Here is a 19971-nt window from a genome sequence, read left to right as displayed (position 1 = left end):
TCTTTACGCTTTCTGGTGGGCTTTCATCATTTGAATCAGCTCATCAAGCTTCACTTCAATTTGTTCACCCGTTGTCGTATCTTTCACATTCACAATTTGCTGCGCCAGTTCATCTTCACCAAGAACTGCAATAAATTTGGCTTTTAATCGATCAGCCGCTTTAAATTGTGCTTTTAGTTTCTTCCCGGTATAATCCATTTCACTTGAAATGCCTTCTTTTCTCAGGCGGTTCAATAATGAAACTGAATAATCTTTCGCTTGATCTCCTAGTGCAGCAATGTATAGATCAATGCCGTCTTGTAACGGCAGCTCAATATTTTCTGCATCAATGGCGGATAGGAAACGCTCAATACTCATCGCAAAACCAATACCTGGGGATTCAGGACCGCCAATTCCTTCAACAAGTCCATCATAACGGCCGCCGCCGGCTAATGTTGAAATCGCGCCAAAGCCTTCTGCATTACTCATGATCTCAAATGCTGTGTGATTGTAATAATCAAGACCGCGCACTAAGTTCGGATCGACGACATAGTCAATGCCTACATCTGTTAAATATTGTTTAACTTTTTCAAAATAAGTCCGTGATTCTTCGTTTAAGTAATCTTGAATGGATGGTGCCGTTGCCATCAGCTCATGATCACGATCCTTTTTACAATCAAGAATACGCAATGGATTTTGATGTAAACGAATTTGGCAGTCATGACAGAATTCATCAATTCTTGGCTCAAAGTGCTCGACAAGTGCTTTGCGGTAATCTGCTCGGCTCTCTTTGTCACCAAGGCTGTTAATAACAAGCTTTAAGTTAGAAAGACCTGCTTTCTCATAGACACTCATTGCAAGTGAAATGACTTCTGCATCAATGGCAGGATCCTTTGAACCGATCGCTTCAATCCCAAATTGATAAAATTGACGATATCTTCCCGTTTGCGGCCGCTCATAGCGGAACATTGGTCCAATGTAATACAGCTTTGTTGGCTGCGCCGGCTGTGCAAATAGTTTATTTTCAACATAAGAACGTACTGTTGAAGCCGTTCCCTCTGGACGAAGTGTGATGCTGCGTCCTTTTTTGTCTTCAAATGTGTACATCTCTTTTTGAACGATATCGGTTGATTCGCCTACTCCTCGTGCAAACAGCTCCGTATGCTCAAAAATCGGTGTGCGAATTTCTTTGTATTGAAAGGCTGCACATGTATCTCTCGCAATTTGTTCAACGTACTGCCAGCGTTCTGACTCTCCAGGTAAAATATCCTGTGTGCCTCTTGGAATATTAAAACTCATTTTTCGTCCTCCTACGACCATCATTCATTTTTTATGTGGACATATAAAAAACCCCCGCCCTCTACTATGTGTATAGTAGGGACGAGAGTTATACCCGTGGTGCCACCCTAGTTGAAACATGATCTAGCCATGTTCCCGCTCAAATCCTTAACGCAGATTCACGTTCTCCGCCTAATGACTCATTTTTAGAGCGTTCAGCAGGAAACCTACAGAGTGTTCTTTCGTGATAAATGCCATGCGGATTCGCTTTCAGCCTAAGGCGATTCCTCTCTGCTCACGCAATTTATCCTACTATTCTCTATCATCAGTTCCACATTTTAAATTTTCAAGTGTGTTGATTTATATTATAATAAGGTCGGTGCTGCCACTCTGTCAACCCTTGCCGTGCCTCTTTTTCTTTTCCAGCTCTTCTTTTGACGTACATCCGTATTCAGATGCGGTCTCTTCAAGGAAGCCTGGTTGATCCATTTCGTCGTGCTGCCAGCGATCAATATCACGATGTCCATTATATTGCACTCGTCCTAATTTTCTGCTTAATCTCATGTTTGTACATCCTTTTATCACATTTTTATCTAGTATAAACAGATTGATTCATTTTTATTAGGGAAACTGCAAGGAATTAGTCCATTACATAACGAATTAACATTCATCGGTTTTACAAGGGAGGGGAAAACACCGTTTTGAATCTGAAAAAACACAATCAAATGATGATGCTGCTCACTTGTTTTGTTCTCATCGCCAGTACTTGGCCTATGACACATGCTACTGCTCAAACAGATCAAGCTGTGGTTGCAACAGATGAAATCAATGTGAGGTCGGGTCCTGGTTTAAGCTATGGGATCGCAGCTGTTGTGAAACGCGGGGAAAGCTATCCCATTCTCACTGAACAAGGAGAATGGGTGCAGATCGGGCTGTCGAACGGACAAAAAGGCTGGGTCGTTTCATGGCTGATTACCAAGTCATCTGATGCACAAAAGCCTGCTAAGCAAAAGACGCAAGGTCAAAGTACGCAAGGAAGCAGTTCGATTACGTCAACAGCCTCCGACCTTCGCATTCGGACAGGCCCAGGGACTTCCTATCAAGTCATTGGCACTTTCCCGCAGGGCGCTTCCGCCAAAAAGCTGGACACAAGCGGCGAATGGACAAAAATATCGTACAAACAAGCGGAAGGCTGGGTCCACTCTGATTATATTTCCGGCGGACAAAACGCTTCTTCATCCAGTTCAGCTGAGCCCGCTCGTTCTAAACAGTCCGGCACAGTTGGCGTTTCAAGCTTGAATGTTCGAAAATCGGCGGCACCAAACGCACAAGTGGCCGCTTCACTTTCCCGTAACACTCAAGTCACCATTTTACGGGAGCAAAATGGCTGGTATGAAATCGAAGCAAAAGGCGTTAAAGGCTGGGTTGCAAGTTATTATATTGTTTCAAGCCAAGGAACAAGTTCAGCACCTGAAAAGAATTCATCCTCTTCGTCATCTCATCAGAAAGCGTACATCGTTTATGATGGAACGAATATTAGAAAAAGCGCTTCTACCTCTGCTGGTATTGCAGAAAGAGCAACAAAAGGAGCTGCTTATCAAATTGTTCGAACGCAAGGTGACTGGTATGAAGTGACACTATCAAATGGTGGAACAGGATATGTAGCGAGCTGGGTCGTTCAAACGAAGAAAAATAGCAGCGAAGCGCCAAGACCTCAGCAGGATTCATCGTCTGGAACTGGGTCGTTAAAAGGAAAAACGATTGTTCTTGATCCTGGTCATGGCGGAAAAGACAGCGGCACGATTGGCGCAGATGGTGCCTTTGAAAAGAATATCACCATTAAAACCGCCAATTTACTGGCAGGCAAACTAAGGGCTTCTGGTGCAAATGTCTATTTAACAAGAAGTGATGATACCTTTATCAGCCTTCAATCGAGGGTTGCAACATCTCATTACCGCAATGCAGATGCTTTCATTAGTCTTCATTATGATAGTTTTATGGATCCAAGTGTCAGAGGAAGTACAGCGTATTATTATCAAGCATCGAAGGATCAAAATCTGGCGACAAGCGTTCATACTGAAGTCGCAAAGCGATCACAAATTCCAGATAAGGGTGTCAAATTCGGAGATTATTTTGTTTTAAGAGAAAATAAACGCCCTTCCCTTTTATATGAACTCGGCTATTTAAGCAATCCTCAGGAGGAAGCGATCATTTATAGCGCCTCTTACCAAGAACGAGTCACAGAAGGAATGACAGAAGGATTAAAACAATATTTCCGTTAGTAAAAAAGAGGCCTCTGTGCCTCTTTTTTATGCCAAAAGAAAAAGACTCTAAACAAACTCACGCATGAGTTTATCTACAGTCTAGGGCAAGTCTATTCTTTGCTATCCATCCAGATGGTGACAGGCCCTGAATTGGTCAATGACACGTCCATCATCGCCCCAAAACGGCCAGTTTCTACATGGATGCCTTTTTCTCTAAGGGTTTCATTGAAGCATTCGTAAAGTGAGTTTGCCACGTCCGGCTTGGCGGCTTTCATAAAATTCGGCCGTCTTCCCTTTCTCGTATCACCATAAAGGGTAAATTGAGACACAGACAGAACGCTTCCTTTTACATCCAATAATGAACGATTCATTTTCCCGTTTTCATCTTCAAAAATACGTAAATGTGCAAGCTTTTCAGCTAAGTACAGCACATCTTCTTCTGTATCTTCATGTGTGACACCAACGAGCACCATATATCCTTCATTGATGGCACCTGTGATCTCATCTTCTACCTTCACAGATGCGCTCGTCACACGCTGCACAACAAGCCTCATAGACGATATACTTCCTTTCTAATTCATAAATCGGCGAACAGAGTAAATGTCTTTGATTTGTTTGATACGTTCCACTACTTTATGCAAATGATTGATATTTTGGATAAAGATCGCCATATGAATCGTCGCCACTTTGTTACGATCAGACTTTCCAGAAACAGAGGAAATGTTTGTTTTCGTCTCATTGACTGCTTGAAGCACCTCATTGAGTAAGCCGCGTCTATCATATCCTAATATCTCGATTTCCACATTGTATTCTTTACGGTTTCGAGCAGGCTGTTCATGCTCCCACTCTACCGGAATTAACCGTTCTTGCGCTTCCCCTGTCTTCACGTTCGGACAGTCCTCACGGTGAACAGATACACCTCGGCCTTTTGTAATAAAACCAACAATGCTATCACCTGGAACAGGATTACAGCACTTCGATAAACGAACAAGCAGGTTATCAATCCCCTTGACTCTTACGCCGGCTTCACGTTTTTTCCCGTGATACGGCTTTGACTCCACCGTCACTTCTTGGACGGTTTTCTCTTGTTCTTCTTGATCTCTTTGTTTTCTTTCTTTTTCTGTTAAACGATTCGCTACCTGAAGTGCAGTAATACCGTTATATCCAACGGCCGCATACATGTCCTCTTCGTTTGAAAAATTAAATTTATCGGCTACTTTTTGCAGGTTTTCAGCTGTGAGAATCTCTTTGACATCAAACTCAAGGTTTTTGATTTCTTTTTCAATGAGCTCTCGGCCTTTTTCGACATTTTCTTCACGGCGCTGCTTTTTGAAAAACTGTCTGATCTTGTGCTTCGCTTGGGAGGTTTGGGCAAGTTTGACCCAATCCTGACTTGGTCCATAGCTATGCTTTGATGTCAGAATTTCAATAATGTCACCTGTTTTCAGTTTATGATCAAGCGTGACCATCTTGCCGTTGACTTTGGCGCCAATTGTTTTATTCCCAATCTCCGAGTGAATTCGGTAAGAGAAGTCAATTGGAACTGAACCAGACGGCAGTTCAATCACGTCTCCTTTCGGTGTAAATACAAACACCATATCAGAAAAGAGATCGATCTTTAACGATTCCATAAATTCTTCTGCATCTGTGGATTCATTTTGGAACTCAAGAATTTCTCTAAACCAAGACAGCTTCTTTTGGAATACAGCTTCTTCCGTTGATTCTGCTGACTCTTTTCCTTCTTTGTATGCCCAGTGTGCCGCAATCCCGTATTCTGCAATTTCATGCATTTCAAATGTCCGGATCTGGACTTCAAGCGGATCACCTTTTGGACCAATCACGGTTGTATGAAGGGATTGGTACATGTTCGGCTTTGGCATCGCAATATAGTCCTTAAATCTCCCTGGCATCGGCTTCCAGCATGTATGAATAATACCGAGAACTGCATAGCAGTCTTTAATACTGTCGACCAAAATACGAACTGCCAGCAAATCATAAATTTCATTAAACTGCTTATTTTGCATGACCATTTTGCGATAAATACTATAGATATGTTTTGGTCTGCCGGAAAATTCAGCCTTGATGTTCACTTCAGACACGCGGTCTTTTACTTCATTGACAACCTCGTCCAAGTATTCCTCACGTTCAGCTCTTTTTCGCTTCATAAGATTCACAATCCGGTAATATTGCTGCGGATTTAAATAGCGGAGTGCTGTATCTTCAAGCTCCCACTTAATCTTTGAAATCCCTAATCTGTGCGCAAGCGGTGCAAAGATTTCAAGTGTTTCATTTGAAATTCTTCGCTGCTTTTCCTGTGGGAGGTGTTTGAGCGTTCTCATATTGTGAAGACGGTCTGCCAGCTTAATCAAGATCACGCGAATATCCTGCGCCATTGCCACGAACATTTTTCGGTGGTTTTCGGCCTGCTGTTCTTCTTGTGATTTATACTTAATCTTACCGAGCTTTGTTACACCATCAACAAGCATCGCCACTTCTTCGTTAAAATGCTCTTGCAAATCCTGTAATGTCACATCTGTATCCTCGACGACATCGTGCAGGAAGCCGCCCGCAATGGTCGATGGGTCCATTTCAAGGTCCACAAGAATACCCGCCACTTGAATTGGATGGATAATATAGGGCTCACCAGATTTCCGGTATTGCTCCTTGTGTGCATTCTCAGCATATTCATATGCTCGCTCTATAAATTGAATATGTTCAGCGGACAGGTATTCTCTTGCCTTATCAATGACCTGCTGCGCCGTTAAAACTTGTTCGTTCGCCATGGAATCACCTTTTTAAATGAAAACTGTATTGTAGTTTATTATCAAGAAAAAATCGATAGATGTAAAGAGAAGAAGTCCGCTAAAAGGTTTTTGATAGGAAAAAAGCACCCTTCTTACTGAGTGCTTTTTTCTTAAAACTCCATTAGTATTGCATTAACGTTAAGATATCGTAACCGTCAAGCTTCTTTCTGCCATCAAGATACGTCAGCTCAATTAAGAATGCAATCCCTGCCACAACGCCGCCTAATTCCTCTACAAGCTTAATGGACGCTTCAATCGTTCCACCAGTCGCAAGTAAGTCATCTGTAATCAGTACACGCTGACCAGGACGAATCGCATCTTTATGAATCGTTAATACATCTTTACCGTATTCTAAGCCGTAATCGACTTTAATGACTTCACGAGGAAGCTTCCCTTCTTTACGAACCGGTGCAAATCCTATACCAAGCGCGTATGCTACAGGACAGCCAATAATGAATCCACGCGCTTCAGGTCCAACAATGAGATCAATGTCTCTTTCCTTCGCGTATTCAACAATTTGATCCGTTGCATAACGGTACACTTCGCCTTTATCCATTAACGTTGTAATATCTTTAAATTGTACACCTTCCTTTGGGTAGTCAGGTACAACTGTCACATATTGTTTTAAATCCATCTTTTCCTTTTCCTCCTCGTACGTCAAAGCACCGGTGAGACTTCGCTCATCATGCTGTTCAGCCATTCCTTCAGCTCTTTGGCTGAGGAATATGTTAGTGTTTGATCGAGTTCCATCAATCGTTGTTTTGCTGTATAGGACGCTGATGCGGTTAAATCTTTTTTAGGGGCATCAACTACTATTGACAGCACACCATCCTCTATTTTAACAAAACCGAGTTCAAAAAACACCTTTGTCATAAAAATGATTGTATCTTTTGTCCAACCTCTATGCTTGGCAAGCTCCATCCCTCGTTCTTTGAGAGGAAAACTTCCCTGTTTTAACAAGAACCCATAAAACCATTTGAATTGGTCACGACTAGGGAAAGAAGACATAAAGTGATCTTCTTTTCTTTGAAAGACCGTATAAATTCTGGCTGGTTTTTGATTTTCTAAAAGCAGCTTAAGCAAGTGCTCATCTGCAGGAACATCTGCAAAAACCACATACTTATCTTGTACATCAAACGTTGAAATATTTTCTGCATGTACATAATGAACCGGGATATTCACTTCATCTTTTGTTTCTTCATCGAAACAGAAAACAAGATATTTTTCTGGATCAAGCGTCGAAACTTTCTTTTCCCAATCCTTTTTCCCGCGTAAATCAAACAGCTGCCATTCATCTACCCGGGCATCTTTTAGCATGAGCTGAGGCTTCTTCCGGTTATTCCATTCATTAATTGACATCTCACCAATCACGGAAATGCGGCTTCCCGGGACGACCTCTTCTTTTAATTTACCTTGGTGAAAACCGACACAGTCGAGTAACTTGTCTTCATCTTTTAGAGACATTTTAATGTGATGATGATTTGCCCCAATCGTTCGGATGTCTTCGAGCTTGGCATCTTCAATCATAATGAACGGCTTAGGATTGTGCATGCCAAATGGTGACAGCATCCCCACTTCCTCAATCGCTTGAACCGTAATTTCGTCTACTTTGCACACTGCATCGACCCGTTGAATCGGAATAAAATCTTCTTCTGTCAACGTTTCATTTGCATATTGATTCAATCTTTCCCTTAGTAAAGGAACATCATCCGCTTTAAGTGTCATACCTGCTGCCATAGGGTGCCCGCCGAAATGCGGCAGGATGTCGCGGCATTTGCTCAAATGGAAAAACAGATCAAAGCCTGGAATACTCCGTGCGGATCCTTTTGCCATTTGCGTGTCTTCATCTATCCCCAGCACAATTGCCGGACGAGAAAATGTATCCGTCAATTTAGAGGCAACAATTCCGACAACGCCTGGGTTCCAGCCAGCCTTGGCGACAACGATCGCAGACTGGTCAACGTCCATCTCTTCGACCATTTGAATGGCTTCTTCCGTGATTGTACTTACGATTTTTTGTCGTTCTTTGTTGAGTTCTTGTACAAAACGAGCGAGCTCTTCTGCTTCCTCCATATCCTCTGTCATCAGAAGATGAACAGCCGGATCTGCCTGCTCAATTCGCCCTACAGCATTCAGCCTTGGAGCAATTTGAAAGCCGACCGTTTCCTCGTTTGCTTCTTCGAGAGTGGCTCCAGCTTCTTTCATTAACGCTTTTAGCCCCGGTCTTTTAGACTGGCGTAGCTGCATGAGCCCTTTTTTGGCGAGCCATCTATTTTCATCATGGAGCGGGACGAGATCCGCGATTGTACCAATTGCAGCAAGATCTAATAGCTGAACTGGCAGTTTACCAAGCAGTGCATGCGCTACCTTAAACGCAACACCAACACCGGCGAGTTCTTTAAATGGATACTCACAGCCCGGCTGCTTTGGATGGACAATCGCAAGCGCCTCAGGCAGCTCATCACCTGGTTCATGGTGATCTGTGATGATCAGGTCTAATCCTATTTCTTTTGCAATACGTGCTTCATTCACAGCAGCAATGCCTGTATCGACTGTGATGACAAGCGATGCTCCTTGCTCTTTGATATATCGAAAAGCCTGTTCGTTAGGCCCATAGCCTTCTTTAAATCGATCTGGAATATAAAAGTCTACCTTTGCAGATCGCTCTTTTAATGTATGTAAAAGCACAGAGGTACTTGTCACACCATCCGCATCATAATCTCCGAAGATCACAATCGATTCCTGTTCTTCGATCGCTTTGTTGATGCGCTCTACTGCTTCTTTCATTCCCTTTAATAAGAATGGATCATGAAATTCAGCTTTTTGATCAAATAAAAAAGACCTCGCTTCTTCTACTTCTTCAAGTCCTCTTTTTATAAGAAGTGATGCAGTCAGCGCTGAAATATTCAGATTTTCAGAGAGTGATTTCACTTTTTCTTCGCTTGGATGTTCATATTCCCAGCGCATTTTGGATAATAACATAAATTCACCCCTCAACCACACTATTATACTAGAGTGGCCTGAGGGGTTTCAATTTTTATTTTATGAAATTGTGCTGGAAGATTATTTTTCCTTCCGGTCAAAAGACGCTGGCTGTTCTTTTAAAGGCGTGAGATTCGATTTCTTTTGAACGTCTTTGCCTACCTTTTTAGTAGAAACACTAGGTGTAGGCGTAACGGCTGCACGCTCAGCTTTTAATGCCTTTAGTTCTCGTTTCAGTTTCACGATTTGGAAAATTCCCGCAAACGCCACAATCAGTCCGCCCATGAGAACAGATCCAATAATGACAAGGATCAATGGCCATTCAGCCGTTCCAAATAAGTAGTCTACTTGCACAGGCCGCACATTGATCACGGCAAATACTGAGACAATTAATACGAAAATAAATGCGAGTATGATGGTCCATTGTTGTTTGTTCATCTACATATCCCCCAAGCTTTTTCTTTTATTCTTCCCTCTTTCTTGTCCTTCTTAAACACAGAAAGAAAATAGCGGGAGAAAATCTATCAGCACGGGCACGATTAGCTGCTGAGTTTTTCTTTAATAAAGTTCTTTAATTCTTTTCTTTCTCCAGATATGACAAGGGTGTCCCCTTCTTCAATGACCGTATCTGGCCCTGGATTTAAAATCTTCTCATGTGACTTTCTCACAATGGCGATGACTGTTACTTGATCATTTTGGCGAACATTGAGGTCTCCGATTGTCTGCTGAACAGCTGGTGCGTTCTTTTCAATCTTAAACCATTCAATCATCAGTTCATCAATTGCTACCTCAACTGTTTCTAGCGCTTTTGGCTTATATACCATGCCGCCCAAAATAGCCGCGATTTGTCTTGCTTCTTCATCGTTTAGCAAGATGCCAGAAATACATTCTTCATGGTCGTCCTCTTGAAAATGATACATTTCTCTTCTGCCGTCATCATGTGTAATGATGGCAAGCTTCTCATTATTTCTTGTGATCATTTCGGCTTTGTGACCGATACCTGGCAGTTCAGTTTCCCGAACCTTCATAACAGCCCCTCCAATGAATAAAGCCAAATGCCTCATATGGACACTTGCTTTCTGTACTGATCTAAACGTATGTCATTATAGCAAAAGACCATTTCAAGATCAATGAAACTCGAAATGTTTTTCAAATCGTCTTATTCTTGTGAAATATACGGATGATATATGAAAAAAAGACTGCCAAGCAGGCAGCCTCAGCGTGTAGACAAACCCTCGCATTCGGTGTCAGTCCTGCGCGCCGGTGCTCACGAATGTCGAATTCGCTCCGCTCCGGTGCTCGTCCTTCCTAGACTTCAAAGGTTTTCAATCACGCTGAAAAGAAGACAAAGGGCTAAAATAAACTTCATTTTAGCCCTTTGTCAACAATCTGAGACTGCCAAGCAGGCAGTCTTTCTAGATTAAATATCTTGTTCTGTGTCTATTTTAGCCGGCTTTTTCAGCTCGCGGCCTTTCCACATAAGCCAAATTTGCGCCGCAATATAAAGAGATGAGTACACCCCTGTTAATAAGCCGACAAGTAAGGCGATGGAGAAGTTTGTAATAGACGCTGATCCAAAGATGAGCAGTGCGACAACAACAACAAGTACGGTAAGCACTGTGTTGACAGATCGCGTAAAGGTTTGCTGTAAACTTAAGTTCACAATATACGATAGATCTTCAATTGTTTTCGGTTTGCGTTTTTTCATTTGTTCACGAACCCTGTCGAAGGTCACGATCGTGTCATTGATCGAGTATCCGATGACCGTGAGTATCGCCGCAATGAAGGTGACATCTACCTCTAAACGCGTAATACTAAAGAAAGCCACAATAAAGAATGCGTCGTATAGCAGAGAGATAATCGCTGCAATCGCCATTTTATATTCAAAACGGACAGAGACATATAAAATGATTCCGATTGAAGCAATGATGACGGCGTATAATGCATTACGGGCAAGTTCTTTTCCGACAGTCGGAGACACGGTACTGACGTTTGGTTCTGTGCCATATTGATCTTTGAAGTAATCTTTCACTTCAGCGATCTTTTCTTTATTCGGCACACCAACAAATCGAGCAGCTGCCTGATTTTCTTTTTGCCCTGATAACACGACACTGTCTGTTTCAAGATCTAACTTTTTAAAGTCTTGCTCCACTTGCTCAGTTGACAGCTTGTGATCGCTTTGGATATCTACTCTTGTTCCACTTGCAAAATCAATACCTGCATTGAGTTTGAAAATAGAAAGTACAATGATACCAGCAATGGTGATCGTCGCTGAGAAAATCATAAAGCCTTTCCGTTTGCTGACGAAATCCCATTTATCAAAAGGCGTTTTTGGTTCGGTATTTTCTGTTGTTTCGTGAATATTCATGATGTCTTTTTTACGGACACCAAACCAGCCTTTCTTACGGTCAAGGAAGCGGCTTTCAACAAGGAGTCCAAGAAGGAATCTTGATAGGAATACAGCCGTGATAAAGCTTGTTAGAATGGATAGGATCAGCATCGTTGCAAATCCTTTAACAGAGCTTGTCCCGAAGAAGAACAGAACCCCACCAGCAATAATACTCGTTAAGTTCGCATCAAAGATGGTCGCAAATGATCTGCGGTTCCCTGACCTGAAAGCAGAACGAACAGATTTACCGAGCTTAAGCTCCTCTTTGATCCGTTCATAAGTGATAATGTTGGCATCAACAGCCATCCCTACCCCAAGAATCAGTGCTGCAATTCCAGGTAGTGTCATAACCGCACCCATCCAGTCGAACACTTGCAAGGTAATATAGATATAGGCTGAAAGTGTAATGACAGCAATAAGACCAGGTAGTCGGTAATAAAGCAGCATGAATAAGAAGATAAATGCGATTCCTACAATTCCTGCGAATACGGTTTCGTTCAGCGCTTGTTCACCAAACTGTGCACTCACAGATGTTGAATATTTTTCAGTTAATTTTACTGGCAATGCCCCGGCATTTAAAATGCTTGCGAGGTCCTTTGCCTCTTGGACAGTAAAGCTTCCTTCAATTTGTACGTCACTGCTGTTAATCTCTTGGTTTACATTCGGTGCAGACACATACTTGTGGTCTGATTTTGAGACTTCTTTTTTGAAGGAATCTCCTTTATTGTAATCAAGCCAAATGACGAGCTGGTTATTCGGTGCCATGGCCGCTACTTTTCTTGTCACGTCACCAAATTTTTTCGCATCCTTTAGTTTGACAGTGACAATCGGCTCATTCGTTTGATTGAATGTTTGTTTTGCACTGTTTTCTACAAGATCGGAGCCGTTTAGGAGCTCTTTATCATTCGTATCTCTGAAGGAAAGCTGCGCTTCAGTCGAAAGAATCTCCCTTGCCCTGTTTTGATCTTTTACCCCGGCAAGCTGCACGCGGATACGGTTGTTGCCTTCAATTGAGATGTTTGGCTCACTCACACCAAGCACGTTTGCTCTACGGTTTAAAGCCTCCACTGTACTGACGAGAACGCTATTTGTGATCTTGTCCTCTTTTTTCACTGGGTGTACATCATATAGGACTTCAAATCCACCCTGCAAGTCCAGCCCTAGCGTCATATCTTTTGCAACAGGCTTTGTCAATAAGCCCACAACAGTTCCAATTAACAGAACCACTAAGAAAAACGCAAGAATGCGCCCTTTTTTCATTATGTATTTCCTCCTTAAACACCTGAATCCATTTAGATGGCTTATTTCAACAGTTCATCTAGCATATTCTTGCCATCTTCACTGTCCAAAAAAGCAGACGTTTTAAACGACTGAACGGTTGCATAGTTCATAAATTCGCCAATTTTCACAGATAAAATATCTGCAACCATTTCATGAATCGGATACTCTTGTTTTTTCTTCCACTTCTTATTCTCTAAGTATGACCATAATTCCTCTAAATCTACATCTTTATAGCCCAAAACGATGAATTCTTCAAGCTTACTGAACAGAAAAGGCTTTAAATGGTCTTTGTATATAGCAGCCGGATGTTGTGTCAATGTGAGGCTCCCCCTTTTCAGTTTTTTATCGAGAGACTTGTCATGCTTGGACGATATACACGCATATCTTATTGTATATGATTCTATGTCGTTTGAGAAGGCAGGTGATCTTTGATTTGACGAAGCAAACGTTTTTAAAGGGGACAATTATTTTAATTTTAGCAGGTTTTATCACGAGAATATTGGGTTTTGTCAATCGAATTGTCATCGCACGGTTCATTGGTGAAGAAGGGGTCGGGCTTTATATGATGGCTGCACCTACCTTTTTTCTAGCTGTGACGCTGACACAATTCGGACTGCCTGTCGCCATCAGTAAGCTTGTCGCAGAAGCAGAAGCCCGAGGTGACAAACAGAAAACAAAACGCATTCTGGTTATGTCCCTTGCGATAACAGGAACACTCAGCCTTATTTTCACACCGCTCTTTTTATGGTTTGCACCCATTATGGCGGAAAATATGCTGACAGATCCTAGAACGGTCTATCCACTGCTTGCCATTACACCAGTCGTACCGGTCATCGCCATCTCCAGTGTGTTAAGAGGATATTTCCAAGGAAGACAGCAGATGAGTCCACTTGCGATATCTCAAGTGCTGGAACAGGTCGCAAGAATTTCTCTTGTGGCGGTATGTACAACGGCTTTCCTTCCTTATGGGATTGAATATGCGGCAGCCGGTGCCATGATTTCATCTGTTATTGGAGAGATGATTTCACTTGCTTACTTACTGATCGCCTTCCGTTATAAAAAAACCATCCGTATTCGAAAACGATTTTTCAAGGCGATTCATGACGGGAAGGACACATTTAAACAGCTAATGAGTATTGCCCTGCCAACGACAGGCAGCCGTTTCATCGGCAATATTTCGTGGTTTTTAGAGCCGATTGTTGTCGCGCAAAGCCTTGCCATTGCTGGATATGCAGCTGTTGAAGCGACAAGACAGTATGGTGAGTTGACCGGGCTTGCGCTGACCCTTTTGACACTACCTAGTTTTATTACGTATTCACTCTCCACCGCACTAGTCCCGGCGATTAGTGAAGGAATGGAGCAGAACAAACGCAAAACGGTGGAATACCGGCTGAAGCAGGCGATGCGCCTTTGTTTACTCAGCGGAGGAATTTCATGTATTATTCTTTTCGTTTATGCAGAAGATTTAACGCTCTTCATGTATGGTTCATCGCATGCGGCCATCTATGTGAAATTCATGGCACCATTTTTTCTGCTATATTATTTTCAAGGTCCGCTTCAAGCTGTCCTTCAAGCATTGAATTTAGCTGGTGCAGCCATGACCAATAGCCTGATAGGTGCTGTTGTCAAAACAGGGATGATCTTCGTCCTTGCTTCCCAGCCGAGCTTTGGCATTATGGGCGCAGCACTTGCGATATTGATCGGCATCGTCCTTGTCACATTGCTCCATGCGGCAACTGTTGGAAAGGTTCTGACTATTCATTTACCATTGAAGGAATATGGTATATGCGTCCTTGTGATCATAGGCACAGGAGCTGTCAGCTTATGGCTGAAGTCTCAAGTCACCGGACTCTTTTCTGCCCCTCTTGAGCTTGTGATGCTGATCTTTGTCACATGCATCTTGTATGTCATTCTATTAATCTGTCTTGGGTTAGTGAAACGAGAAGAGCTGCGCCGCATCCCATTTATCGGGAAGCTGCTTTAGCTCATCTCTTCTTGATCACTTCATCTTTCAAATCAATATAAAAAGTCTTTTGGTTAAAGCTACAGTAGGAGATTTGGTCAAGGTCATGATAGCCTCTTTTGGCAAGCTCATCTTTCAGCCACTGTTCATTTTGATTAATTTGCTTAAGGTGGTCATGCTGCACAATACCGTCTGCAATAAGAGGAAGCTCAAGCGCGGCATGTGTGTCCTTATTTTCTTTTTCGACAACGGCGAGCTTTCCTGATGGCTCTAAGATGGCGTATGAGACATCCTGAATACTATCGATGTTATTTTCTCTTAATTGAATAAGCAGATCATCAAAATTGTATCGCTGTTTTCTCATCGCACCCTCGTCTATTTTTCCATTGATGATGATCAAGGTTGGCTTGCCGTCGAGAAAGCGCCGAACCCCTTGAAACTTTAACGAGAGGTAGGCAAGTGTGATTTGAATGAAGGTTAACAGCAGGATCGGCCATACCGTATGTAACATATGATCCTCTACTTCTTCTATCGCCAGCACCGCAATTTCAGCGATCATCATAAAAATGACAAGATCTAAAATACTAAGTTCTCCAATCTCTCTCTTTCCCATTAAACGAAAGATAAACCAAATGAGAAAATATAAAATGACCGTTCTCATGGAGATGATTAAGATGTCCTGCATGTGATGTAAACCCTCCTTCTCCAACATAGCTTGTGTCAAAACACTTTATTTATGTAGAAAAGAAAGCCTCTATTTTTATTGTGAGAAACATGTCTATTTTTTCTTCGTCGTGAATACATTTTAGTAAAAGACAAGCTTCGGTCAATTGGAGAGGAGACGAATCACATGCAGGAAACGAAACAAATAGGAAGAGGCATTTTATCTGGCTTAATTGCCATTTTTGTCGTGATGATTGTCACAAGCTTACTTGTATCACTCATGCTTACCTTTACAAGTATGCAGGAATCATCGTTTAAATGGATGATTATGATTTTGTCCTTCGTGGCATTTTTTTTAGGAGGGATCATTTCTGGGGGGAAAGCAAAGGAACGAGGCTGGCTCATTGGTGCTATCACTTCTTTTATCTTTTCTCTTACTGTATTCTTATTTCAGTATTTAGGGTTTGGGAAAACTTTTTCACCAGAGCAATTCATCTATCATGCTGCCTTTTTGGGGATATGTATGCTAGGGGGAATGATTGGGGTCAATCTCCGAGGCAAATAAAAAAAGAGCGATATGATTCGCTCTTTTTTTATGGCTATGTATTGGAGGATTAGCCTTTGTCAGCTAATTCTCTAATAGCACGACGGTCGAAAGTTAAACGGTTGTTTTCGCTTGTTTTGATGACCACTTTTGATTCATCAATTGAGTCGATTTCACCGTGTAAACCACCGATTGTAACGATTTTATCGCCTTTTGATAAAGATTGCTGCATCTGACGCACAGATTTTTGTTGCTTTTGCTGTGGACGAATTAACAAGAAGTAAAGCACAGCAAACATGACAACAATCATAATGATTGAACCCATACCACCATCCATTCTATCTCACCCCTTTCTAAATGATTGTAAAGCCTTTCGTTTATGCGTTAAAAGTTTTTCGCATTCGGTTTGTTAAAGCCATAACGCTCAAAAAACTCTTCTTTAAAATCACCTAAACGATCCTCACGGATAGCTTCTCTCACTTGCTCCATTAATTTTAACAGAAAATGAAGATTATGATAAGTTGTTAATCGAATTCCGAACGTTTCATTTGTACGGATTAAATGTCTAATATAGGCGCGTGTGTAGTTTTTGCATGTGTAGCAGTCACAGTTTTCATCGATTGGTCTGAAATCACGCTCATATTTTGCATTTTTCACAACAAGACGTCCTTCACTTGTCATCAAGGTGCCGTTTCTCGCAATTCTCGTCGGCAGTACGCAATCAAACATATCTACACCGCGAATGGCGCCATCAATTAATGAATCTGGTGAGCCGACCCCCATTAAGTACCTTGGCTTGTCTGCCGGTAAAAATGGCGTTGTGAACTCCAGCACACGGTTCATCACATCTTTTGGTTCACCAACAGATAAACCTCCGATAGCGTATCCTGGGAAATCAAGTGAAACAAGATCTTTTGCACTTTGTTTACGAAGCTCTTCGTATTCTCCGCCTTGGACAATCCCAAACAGACCTTGATCCTCTGGACGCTGGTGTGCCGTTAAGCAGCGCTCTGCCCATCTGCTTGTCCGCTCCACAGAACGTTTCATATAATCGTACTCCGCTGGATATGGGGGGCATTCGTCAAATGCCATCATAATATCAGAGCCGAGCGCATTTTGGATTTCCATGGCTTTTTCAGGAGAAAGGAACAGCTTGTCTCCGTTTAAATGATTACGGAAGTGAACGCCTTCTTCTTCTATTTTTCTAAATTCACTCAAAGAAAATACTTGGAAGCCGCCTGAATCAGTTAGAATGGCTCGATCCCAGTTCATAAATTTGTGCAAGCCGCCCGCTTCTTTCACAATGTCATGACCCGGACGGAGCCATAGATGGTACGTATTGCTTAAGATGATGCCTGCATCCATTGCTTTTAATTCTTCAGGCGCCATTGTTTTCACTGTAGCCAGTGTACCTACTGGCATAAATACAGGTGTTTCAAACGACCCGTGCGGTGTATGAACGCGGCCAAGACGTGCACCTGTTTGTTTGCATGATTTAATGAACTCATAACGTATCGGTAATTGCGACAAAAATGAGCCCTCCTGTCTTTGTTGTATGTTGTTATTGAATCAGCATGGCATCGCCAAAGCTGAAGAATCGGTATTCCTCTTTTACTGCCTCGTTGTACGCTTTCAGTACGTGTTCTCGTCCAGCTAATGCGCTGACAAGCATAATTAACGAGGATTTTGGCAGATGGAAGTTCGTGATCATTCCATCAATTGCCTTAAATGTGTAGCCAGGGTAAATAAAGATCGACGTCCAGCCACTTGACGCTTGGAATTTGCCATCATGTGCACTTGCAATGGTTTCAAGCGTTCGTGTTGATGTTGTGCCAACTGAAATAATTCGCCCGCCTTCTTGGCGCACGCGATTAAGCTCTGCAGCCGTTTCTTCATTCATTTCGTAAAACTCAGCGTGCATTTCATGTTCTTCAATACGCTCCGCACTGACCGGACGAAAAGTGCCAAGCCCCACGTGCAAGGTAATAAAAGCAATATGCACACCTTTCGCTTTGAGCGCATCCAGCAGTTCGGTTGTAAAGTGCAGACCGGCAGTAGGAGCGGCAGCTGAACCAACTTCTTTCGAATACACGGTTTGATACCGCTCACGATCATCAAGCTGCTCTTTAATATATGGAGGCAGCGGCATTTCTCCAAGGGATTCAAGCACTTCATAAAAAATGCCTGTATACTGAAACTCGACTTTTCTCCCGCCATGTTCCAATTCCTCTGTACATACGGCTTGGAGCCGTCCATCACCAAATGTGATAACCATTCCTTTTTTCACACGTTTTGCTGGTTTTACGAGTGTTTCCCAATTGTCTCCTTCTTCTTGTTTCAATAAAAGAAGTTCAACTTTTGCCCCTGTATCCTCTTTCATGCCAAACAGACGTGCAGGCAGAACGCGCGTATTATTTAAAACGAGACAATCACCCTTTTGAAAATAATCGGTGATTTGTGAGAATGTATCATGTGTGATCGCACCCGTTTGTTTATTTAAGACCATCAGTCTTGATGCATCTCGTTTTTCAAGTGGAACTTGTGCAATCAATCTTTCTGGTAAATCAAAATCAAATAGTTCTAGCTTCATTTCCTTCACCTATTCTGTAATTAACTAGTTAACGTTATTTCATCCGTCCAAAGATATTGAGTAAAATGGTTAGTACGATGCTAATGACAATGCACGTAATCACGGGAAAAAAGAACGTCACATTTCCTTTTTTCACAAAAATATCACCTGGAAGCCTACCAACCAATTGAAACAATAAGCCTGCGGCAAAAAGGACACCACCTAAAATCATCAATATTTTAGGGAATTCAGTCACGAATCGGAACCTCCATATGAAAATGTTCATACGCTTCTCTTGTGACGACCCGGCCTCTTGGCGTTCTTTGCAGAAAACCAATTTGCAGCAAATACGGTTCGTACACATCTTCAATCGTATGTGATTCTTCTCCAATTGTCGCTGATATCGTATCAAGTCCAACAGGACCGCCTCTAAATTTTTCAATCATACTTAAAAGCAGCTTGTGGTCTATATGATCCAGTCCCAGCCTGTCGACTTGGAGACGCTCAAGGGCATCTTCGGCAATGTCTTGTGTAATGGCATGATTCCCAAGCACCTGCGCAAAATCTCTTACTCTCCTGAGTAAACGATTGGCGACCCTCGGCGTTCCCCGAGAACGTCTCGCTATCTCTTCAGCTGAGCGAATGTCGATCCCAATCTCGAACAGCTCGGCTGTTCTTGCTACAATGTGAGCCAAATCTCTTTGCTCATAGTATTCCAATCTTGCATGTACCCCAAACCTATCACGAAGCGGCGCTGTTAAAAGCCCAACACGGGTCGTAGCACCTACAAGTGTAAATGGCGGTAAATCAAGCCGTACAGAGCGCGCTGTATCTCCTTTTCCAATGACGATATCTAGACAAAAATCCTCCATCGCAGGATATAGCACTTCCTCAATTGAGCGCTGCAAGCGATGAATTTCATCAATAAACAAAACATCGCCAGGTTCAAGAGATGTCAAGATAGCCGCCAAATCTCCAGGACGCTCAATCGCTGGTCCAGACGTTGTACGCAGCTGAACATTCATTTCATTGGCAATGATCGACGCAAGCGTTGTTTTCCCTAGTCCAGGCGGTCCATATAAAAGGACGTGATCAAGCGTTTCCTGCCTCATCCTGGCAGCTTCAATAAACACGCTGAGATTATCCTTTACTTTTCGCTGACCAATATATTGGCTAAGCGTCTGAGGCCGCAGACTTTGCTCAATGGCTGATTCATGGTTGTCTGCTTCAGTTGAGACGAGCCGTTCATCCATGA

Annotated in this window: 19 protein-coding genes and 1 other annotated feature; of the genes, 3 read left to right on the top strand and 16 right to left on the bottom strand. The window is 42.5% G+C overall.

Annotation, left to right across the window (positions count from 1 at the left end):
• Positions 1-3: 3 nt before the first annotated feature.
• Both hisS and BA70_RS20170 read right to left on the bottom strand, forming a co-directional pair.
• Positions 4-1278: a histidine--tRNA ligase gene (gene hisS / locus BA70_RS09715; protein ID WP_034321347.1), complete on the bottom strand. Its 1275-nt coding sequence runs from the start codon at positions 1276-1278 to the stop codon at positions 4-6.
• Positions 1279-1352: 74 nt separating this feature from the next.
• Positions 1353-1592, bottom strand: a binding site (T-box leader).
• A 58-nt stretch (positions 1593-1650) separates the two neighbouring features.
• On the bottom strand, positions 1651-1821 hold the full coding sequence (locus BA70_RS20170) for a YrzK family protein (protein WP_003216250.1): 171 nt from the start codon (positions 1819-1821) through the stop codon (positions 1651-1653).
• Between the two features lie 161 nt (positions 1822-1982).
• Between BA70_RS20170 and BA70_RS09710 the strand changes: the two genes are divergently transcribed.
• Positions 1983-3539, top strand: a complete 1557-nt coding sequence (locus BA70_RS09710) for an N-acetylmuramoyl-L-alanine amidase family protein (RefSeq protein WP_476727062.1) — start codon at positions 1983-1985, stop codon at positions 3537-3539.
• 92 nt (positions 3540-3631) lie between these two features.
• On the opposite strand, the gene dtd is transcribed toward BA70_RS09710, so the two are convergent.
• From dtd to BA70_RS09670, 8 genes are all read right to left on the bottom strand, one after another.
• Positions 3632-4075, bottom strand: a complete 444-nt coding sequence (dtd, locus tag BA70_RS09705) for a D-aminoacyl-tRNA deacylase (protein WP_034321342.1) — start codon at positions 4073-4075, stop codon at positions 3632-3634.
• An 18-nt stretch (positions 4076-4093) separates the two neighbouring features.
• Positions 4094-6304, bottom strand: a complete 2211-nt coding sequence (locus tag BA70_RS09700; protein WP_034321339.1) for a RelA/SpoT family protein — start codon at positions 6302-6304, stop codon at positions 4094-4096.
• A 142-nt stretch (positions 6305-6446) separates the two neighbouring features.
• Positions 6447-6959: an adenine phosphoribosyltransferase gene (locus BA70_RS09695; protein ID WP_034321337.1), complete on the bottom strand. Its 513-nt coding sequence runs from the start codon at positions 6957-6959 to the stop codon at positions 6447-6449.
• 23 nt (positions 6960-6982) lie between these two features.
• Entirely contained in the window at positions 6983-9307 is a 2325-nt protein-coding gene (recJ, locus tag BA70_RS09690) for a single-stranded-DNA-specific exonuclease RecJ (RefSeq protein WP_034321335.1), read from the bottom strand.
• An 81-nt stretch (positions 9308-9388) separates the two neighbouring features.
• Positions 9389-9745: a LapA family protein gene (locus tag BA70_RS09685; protein WP_034321333.1), complete on the bottom strand. Its 357-nt coding sequence runs from the start codon at positions 9743-9745 to the stop codon at positions 9389-9391.
• A 101-nt stretch (positions 9746-9846) separates the two neighbouring features.
• Entirely contained in the window at positions 9847-10335 is a 489-nt protein-coding gene (locus BA70_RS09680) for a cation:proton antiporter regulatory subunit (protein ID WP_034321330.1), read from the bottom strand.
• A 392-nt stretch (positions 10336-10727) separates the two neighbouring features.
• Positions 10728-12956: a protein translocase subunit SecDF gene (gene secDF / locus BA70_RS09675; protein ID WP_034321328.1), complete on the bottom strand. Its 2229-nt coding sequence runs from the start codon at positions 12954-12956 to the stop codon at positions 10728-10730.
• 41 nt (positions 12957-12997) lie between these two features.
• On the bottom strand, positions 12998-13294 hold the full coding sequence (locus BA70_RS09670) for a post-transcriptional regulator (protein WP_003216788.1): 297 nt from the start codon (positions 13292-13294) through the stop codon (positions 12998-13000).
• A 116-nt stretch (positions 13295-13410) separates the two neighbouring features.
• On the opposite strand from BA70_RS09670, the gene spoVB reads away from it, so the two are divergent.
• Positions 13411-14961 (top strand): stage V sporulation protein B, encoded by a 1551-nt coding sequence (spoVB, locus tag BA70_RS09665; RefSeq protein ID WP_034321326.1) that lies wholly within the window; start codon positions 13411-13413, stop codon positions 14959-14961.
• Position 14962: 1 nt separating this feature from the next.
• Here the strand turns inward: spoVB and BA70_RS09660 are convergent, their stop codons facing one another.
• The gene (locus BA70_RS09660; RefSeq protein WP_034321323.1) at positions 14963-15625 is read right to left on the bottom strand and encodes a DUF421 domain-containing protein; all 663 of its coding nucleotides are present in this window, start codon (positions 15623-15625) and stop codon (positions 14963-14965) included.
• 165 nt (positions 15626-15790) lie between these two features.
• On the opposite strand from BA70_RS09660, the gene BA70_RS09655 reads away from it, so the two are divergent.
• On the top strand, positions 15791-16168 hold the full coding sequence (locus BA70_RS09655) for a TIGR04086 family membrane protein (protein ID WP_034321320.1): 378 nt from the start codon (positions 15791-15793) through the stop codon (positions 16166-16168).
• 49 nt (positions 16169-16217) lie between these two features.
• Here BA70_RS09655 and yajC read toward each other — a convergent pair whose 3' ends face one another.
• Genes yajC through ruvB form a run of 5 tightly spaced genes read right to left on the bottom strand, consistent with a single transcriptional unit; the run spans position 16218 to position 19969 of the window.
• Complete coding sequence (yajC, locus tag BA70_RS09650) at positions 16218-16484, bottom strand: preprotein translocase subunit YajC (RefSeq protein ID WP_034321317.1); 267 nt, start codon at positions 16482-16484, stop codon at positions 16218-16220.
• Between the two features lie 47 nt (positions 16485-16531).
• On the bottom strand, positions 16532-17677 hold the full coding sequence (gene tgt, locus BA70_RS09645) for a tRNA guanosine(34) transglycosylase Tgt (protein WP_034321314.1): 1146 nt from the start codon (positions 17675-17677) through the stop codon (positions 16532-16534).
• A 31-nt stretch (positions 17678-17708) separates the two neighbouring features.
• A complete protein-coding gene (queA, locus tag BA70_RS09640) occupies positions 17709-18737 on the bottom strand; it encodes a tRNA preQ1(34) S-adenosylmethionine ribosyltransferase-isomerase QueA (RefSeq protein ID WP_034321311.1) in 1029 nt (342 codons plus the stop codon).
• Positions 18738-18771: 34 nt separating this feature from the next.
• Positions 18772-18972, bottom strand: a complete 201-nt coding sequence (locus BA70_RS09635) for a DUF2905 domain-containing protein (RefSeq protein ID WP_034321309.1) — start codon at positions 18970-18972, stop codon at positions 18772-18774.
• Positions 18965-19969 carry a Holliday junction branch migration DNA helicase RuvB gene (ruvB, locus tag BA70_RS09630; RefSeq protein WP_034321306.1) on the bottom strand — a complete coding sequence of 335 codons (1005 nt, stop codon included), beginning with the start codon at positions 19967-19969 and terminating at the stop codon, positions 18965-18967. Before ruvB ends, BA70_RS09635 begins: the two co-directional genes overlap by 8 nt.
• Between the last annotated feature and the right edge of the window lie 2 nt (positions 19970-19971).

Origin of the sequence: Bacillus zhangzhouensis (assembly GCF_000715205.1) — a bacterium.
Lineage (GTDB): Bacteria > Bacillota > Bacilli > Bacillales > Bacillaceae > Bacillus > Bacillus zhangzhouensis.
Note: the sequence above shows the minus strand (reverse complement) of the source record. Positions and strands in the feature narration are given on the sequence as shown.

What these genes read in the sequence shown, in the direction of transcription:
- BA70_RS09685 (WP_034321333.1), bottom strand. Translation starts at nt 9,745, where the DNA reads ATGAACAAACAACAATGGACCATCATACTCGCATTTATTTTCGTATTA.
- BA70_RS09655 (WP_034321320.1), top strand. Translation starts at nt 15,791, where the DNA reads ATGCAGGAAACGAAACAAATAGGAAGAGGCATTTTATCTGGCTTAATT.
- hisS (WP_034321347.1), bottom strand. Translation starts at nt 1,278, where the DNA reads ATGAGTTTTAATATTCCAAGAGGCACACAGGATATTTTACCTGGAGAG.
- ruvB (WP_034321306.1), bottom strand. Translation starts at nt 19,969, where the DNA reads ATGGATGAACGGCTCGTCTCAACTGAAGCAGACAACCATGAATCAGCC.
- dtd (WP_034321342.1), bottom strand. Translation starts at nt 4,075, where the DNA reads ATGAGGCTTGTTGTGCAGCGTGTGACGAGCGCATCTGTGAAGGTAGAA.
- BA70_RS09695 (WP_034321337.1), bottom strand. Translation starts at nt 6,959, where the DNA reads ATGGATTTAAAACAATATGTGACAGTTGTACCTGACTACCCAAAGGAA.
- BA70_RS20170 (WP_003216250.1), bottom strand. Translation starts at nt 1,821, where the DNA reads ATGAGATTAAGCAGAAAATTAGGACGAGTGCAATATAATGGACATCGT.
- yajC (WP_034321317.1), bottom strand. Translation starts at nt 16,484, where the DNA reads ATGGATGGTGGTATGGGTTCAATCATTATGATTGTTGTCATGTTTGCT.
- recJ (WP_034321335.1), bottom strand. Translation starts at nt 9,307, where the DNA reads ATGTTATTATCCAAAATGCGCTGGGAATATGAACATCCAAGCGAAGAA.
- BA70_RS09660 (WP_034321323.1), bottom strand. Translation starts at nt 15,625, where the DNA reads ATGCAGGACATCTTAATCATCTCCATGAGAACGGTCATTTTATATTTT.
- secDF (WP_034321328.1), bottom strand. Translation starts at nt 12,956, where the DNA reads ATGAAAAAAGGGCGCATTCTTGCGTTTTTCTTAGTGGTTCTGTTAATT.
- BA70_RS09680 (WP_034321330.1), bottom strand. Translation starts at nt 10,335, where the DNA reads ATGAAGGTTCGGGAAACTGAACTGCCAGGTATCGGTCACAAAGCCGAA.
- BA70_RS09700 (WP_034321339.1), bottom strand. Translation starts at nt 6,304, where the DNA reads ATGGCGAACGAACAAGTTTTAACGGCGCAGCAGGTCATTGATAAGGCA.
- queA (WP_034321311.1), bottom strand. Translation starts at nt 18,737, where the DNA reads ATGAAGCTAGAACTATTTGATTTTGATTTACCAGAAAGATTGATTGCA.
- BA70_RS09710 (WP_476727062.1), top strand. Translation starts at nt 1,983, where the DNA reads ATGATGATGCTGCTCACTTGTTTTGTTCTCATCGCCAGTACTTGGCCT.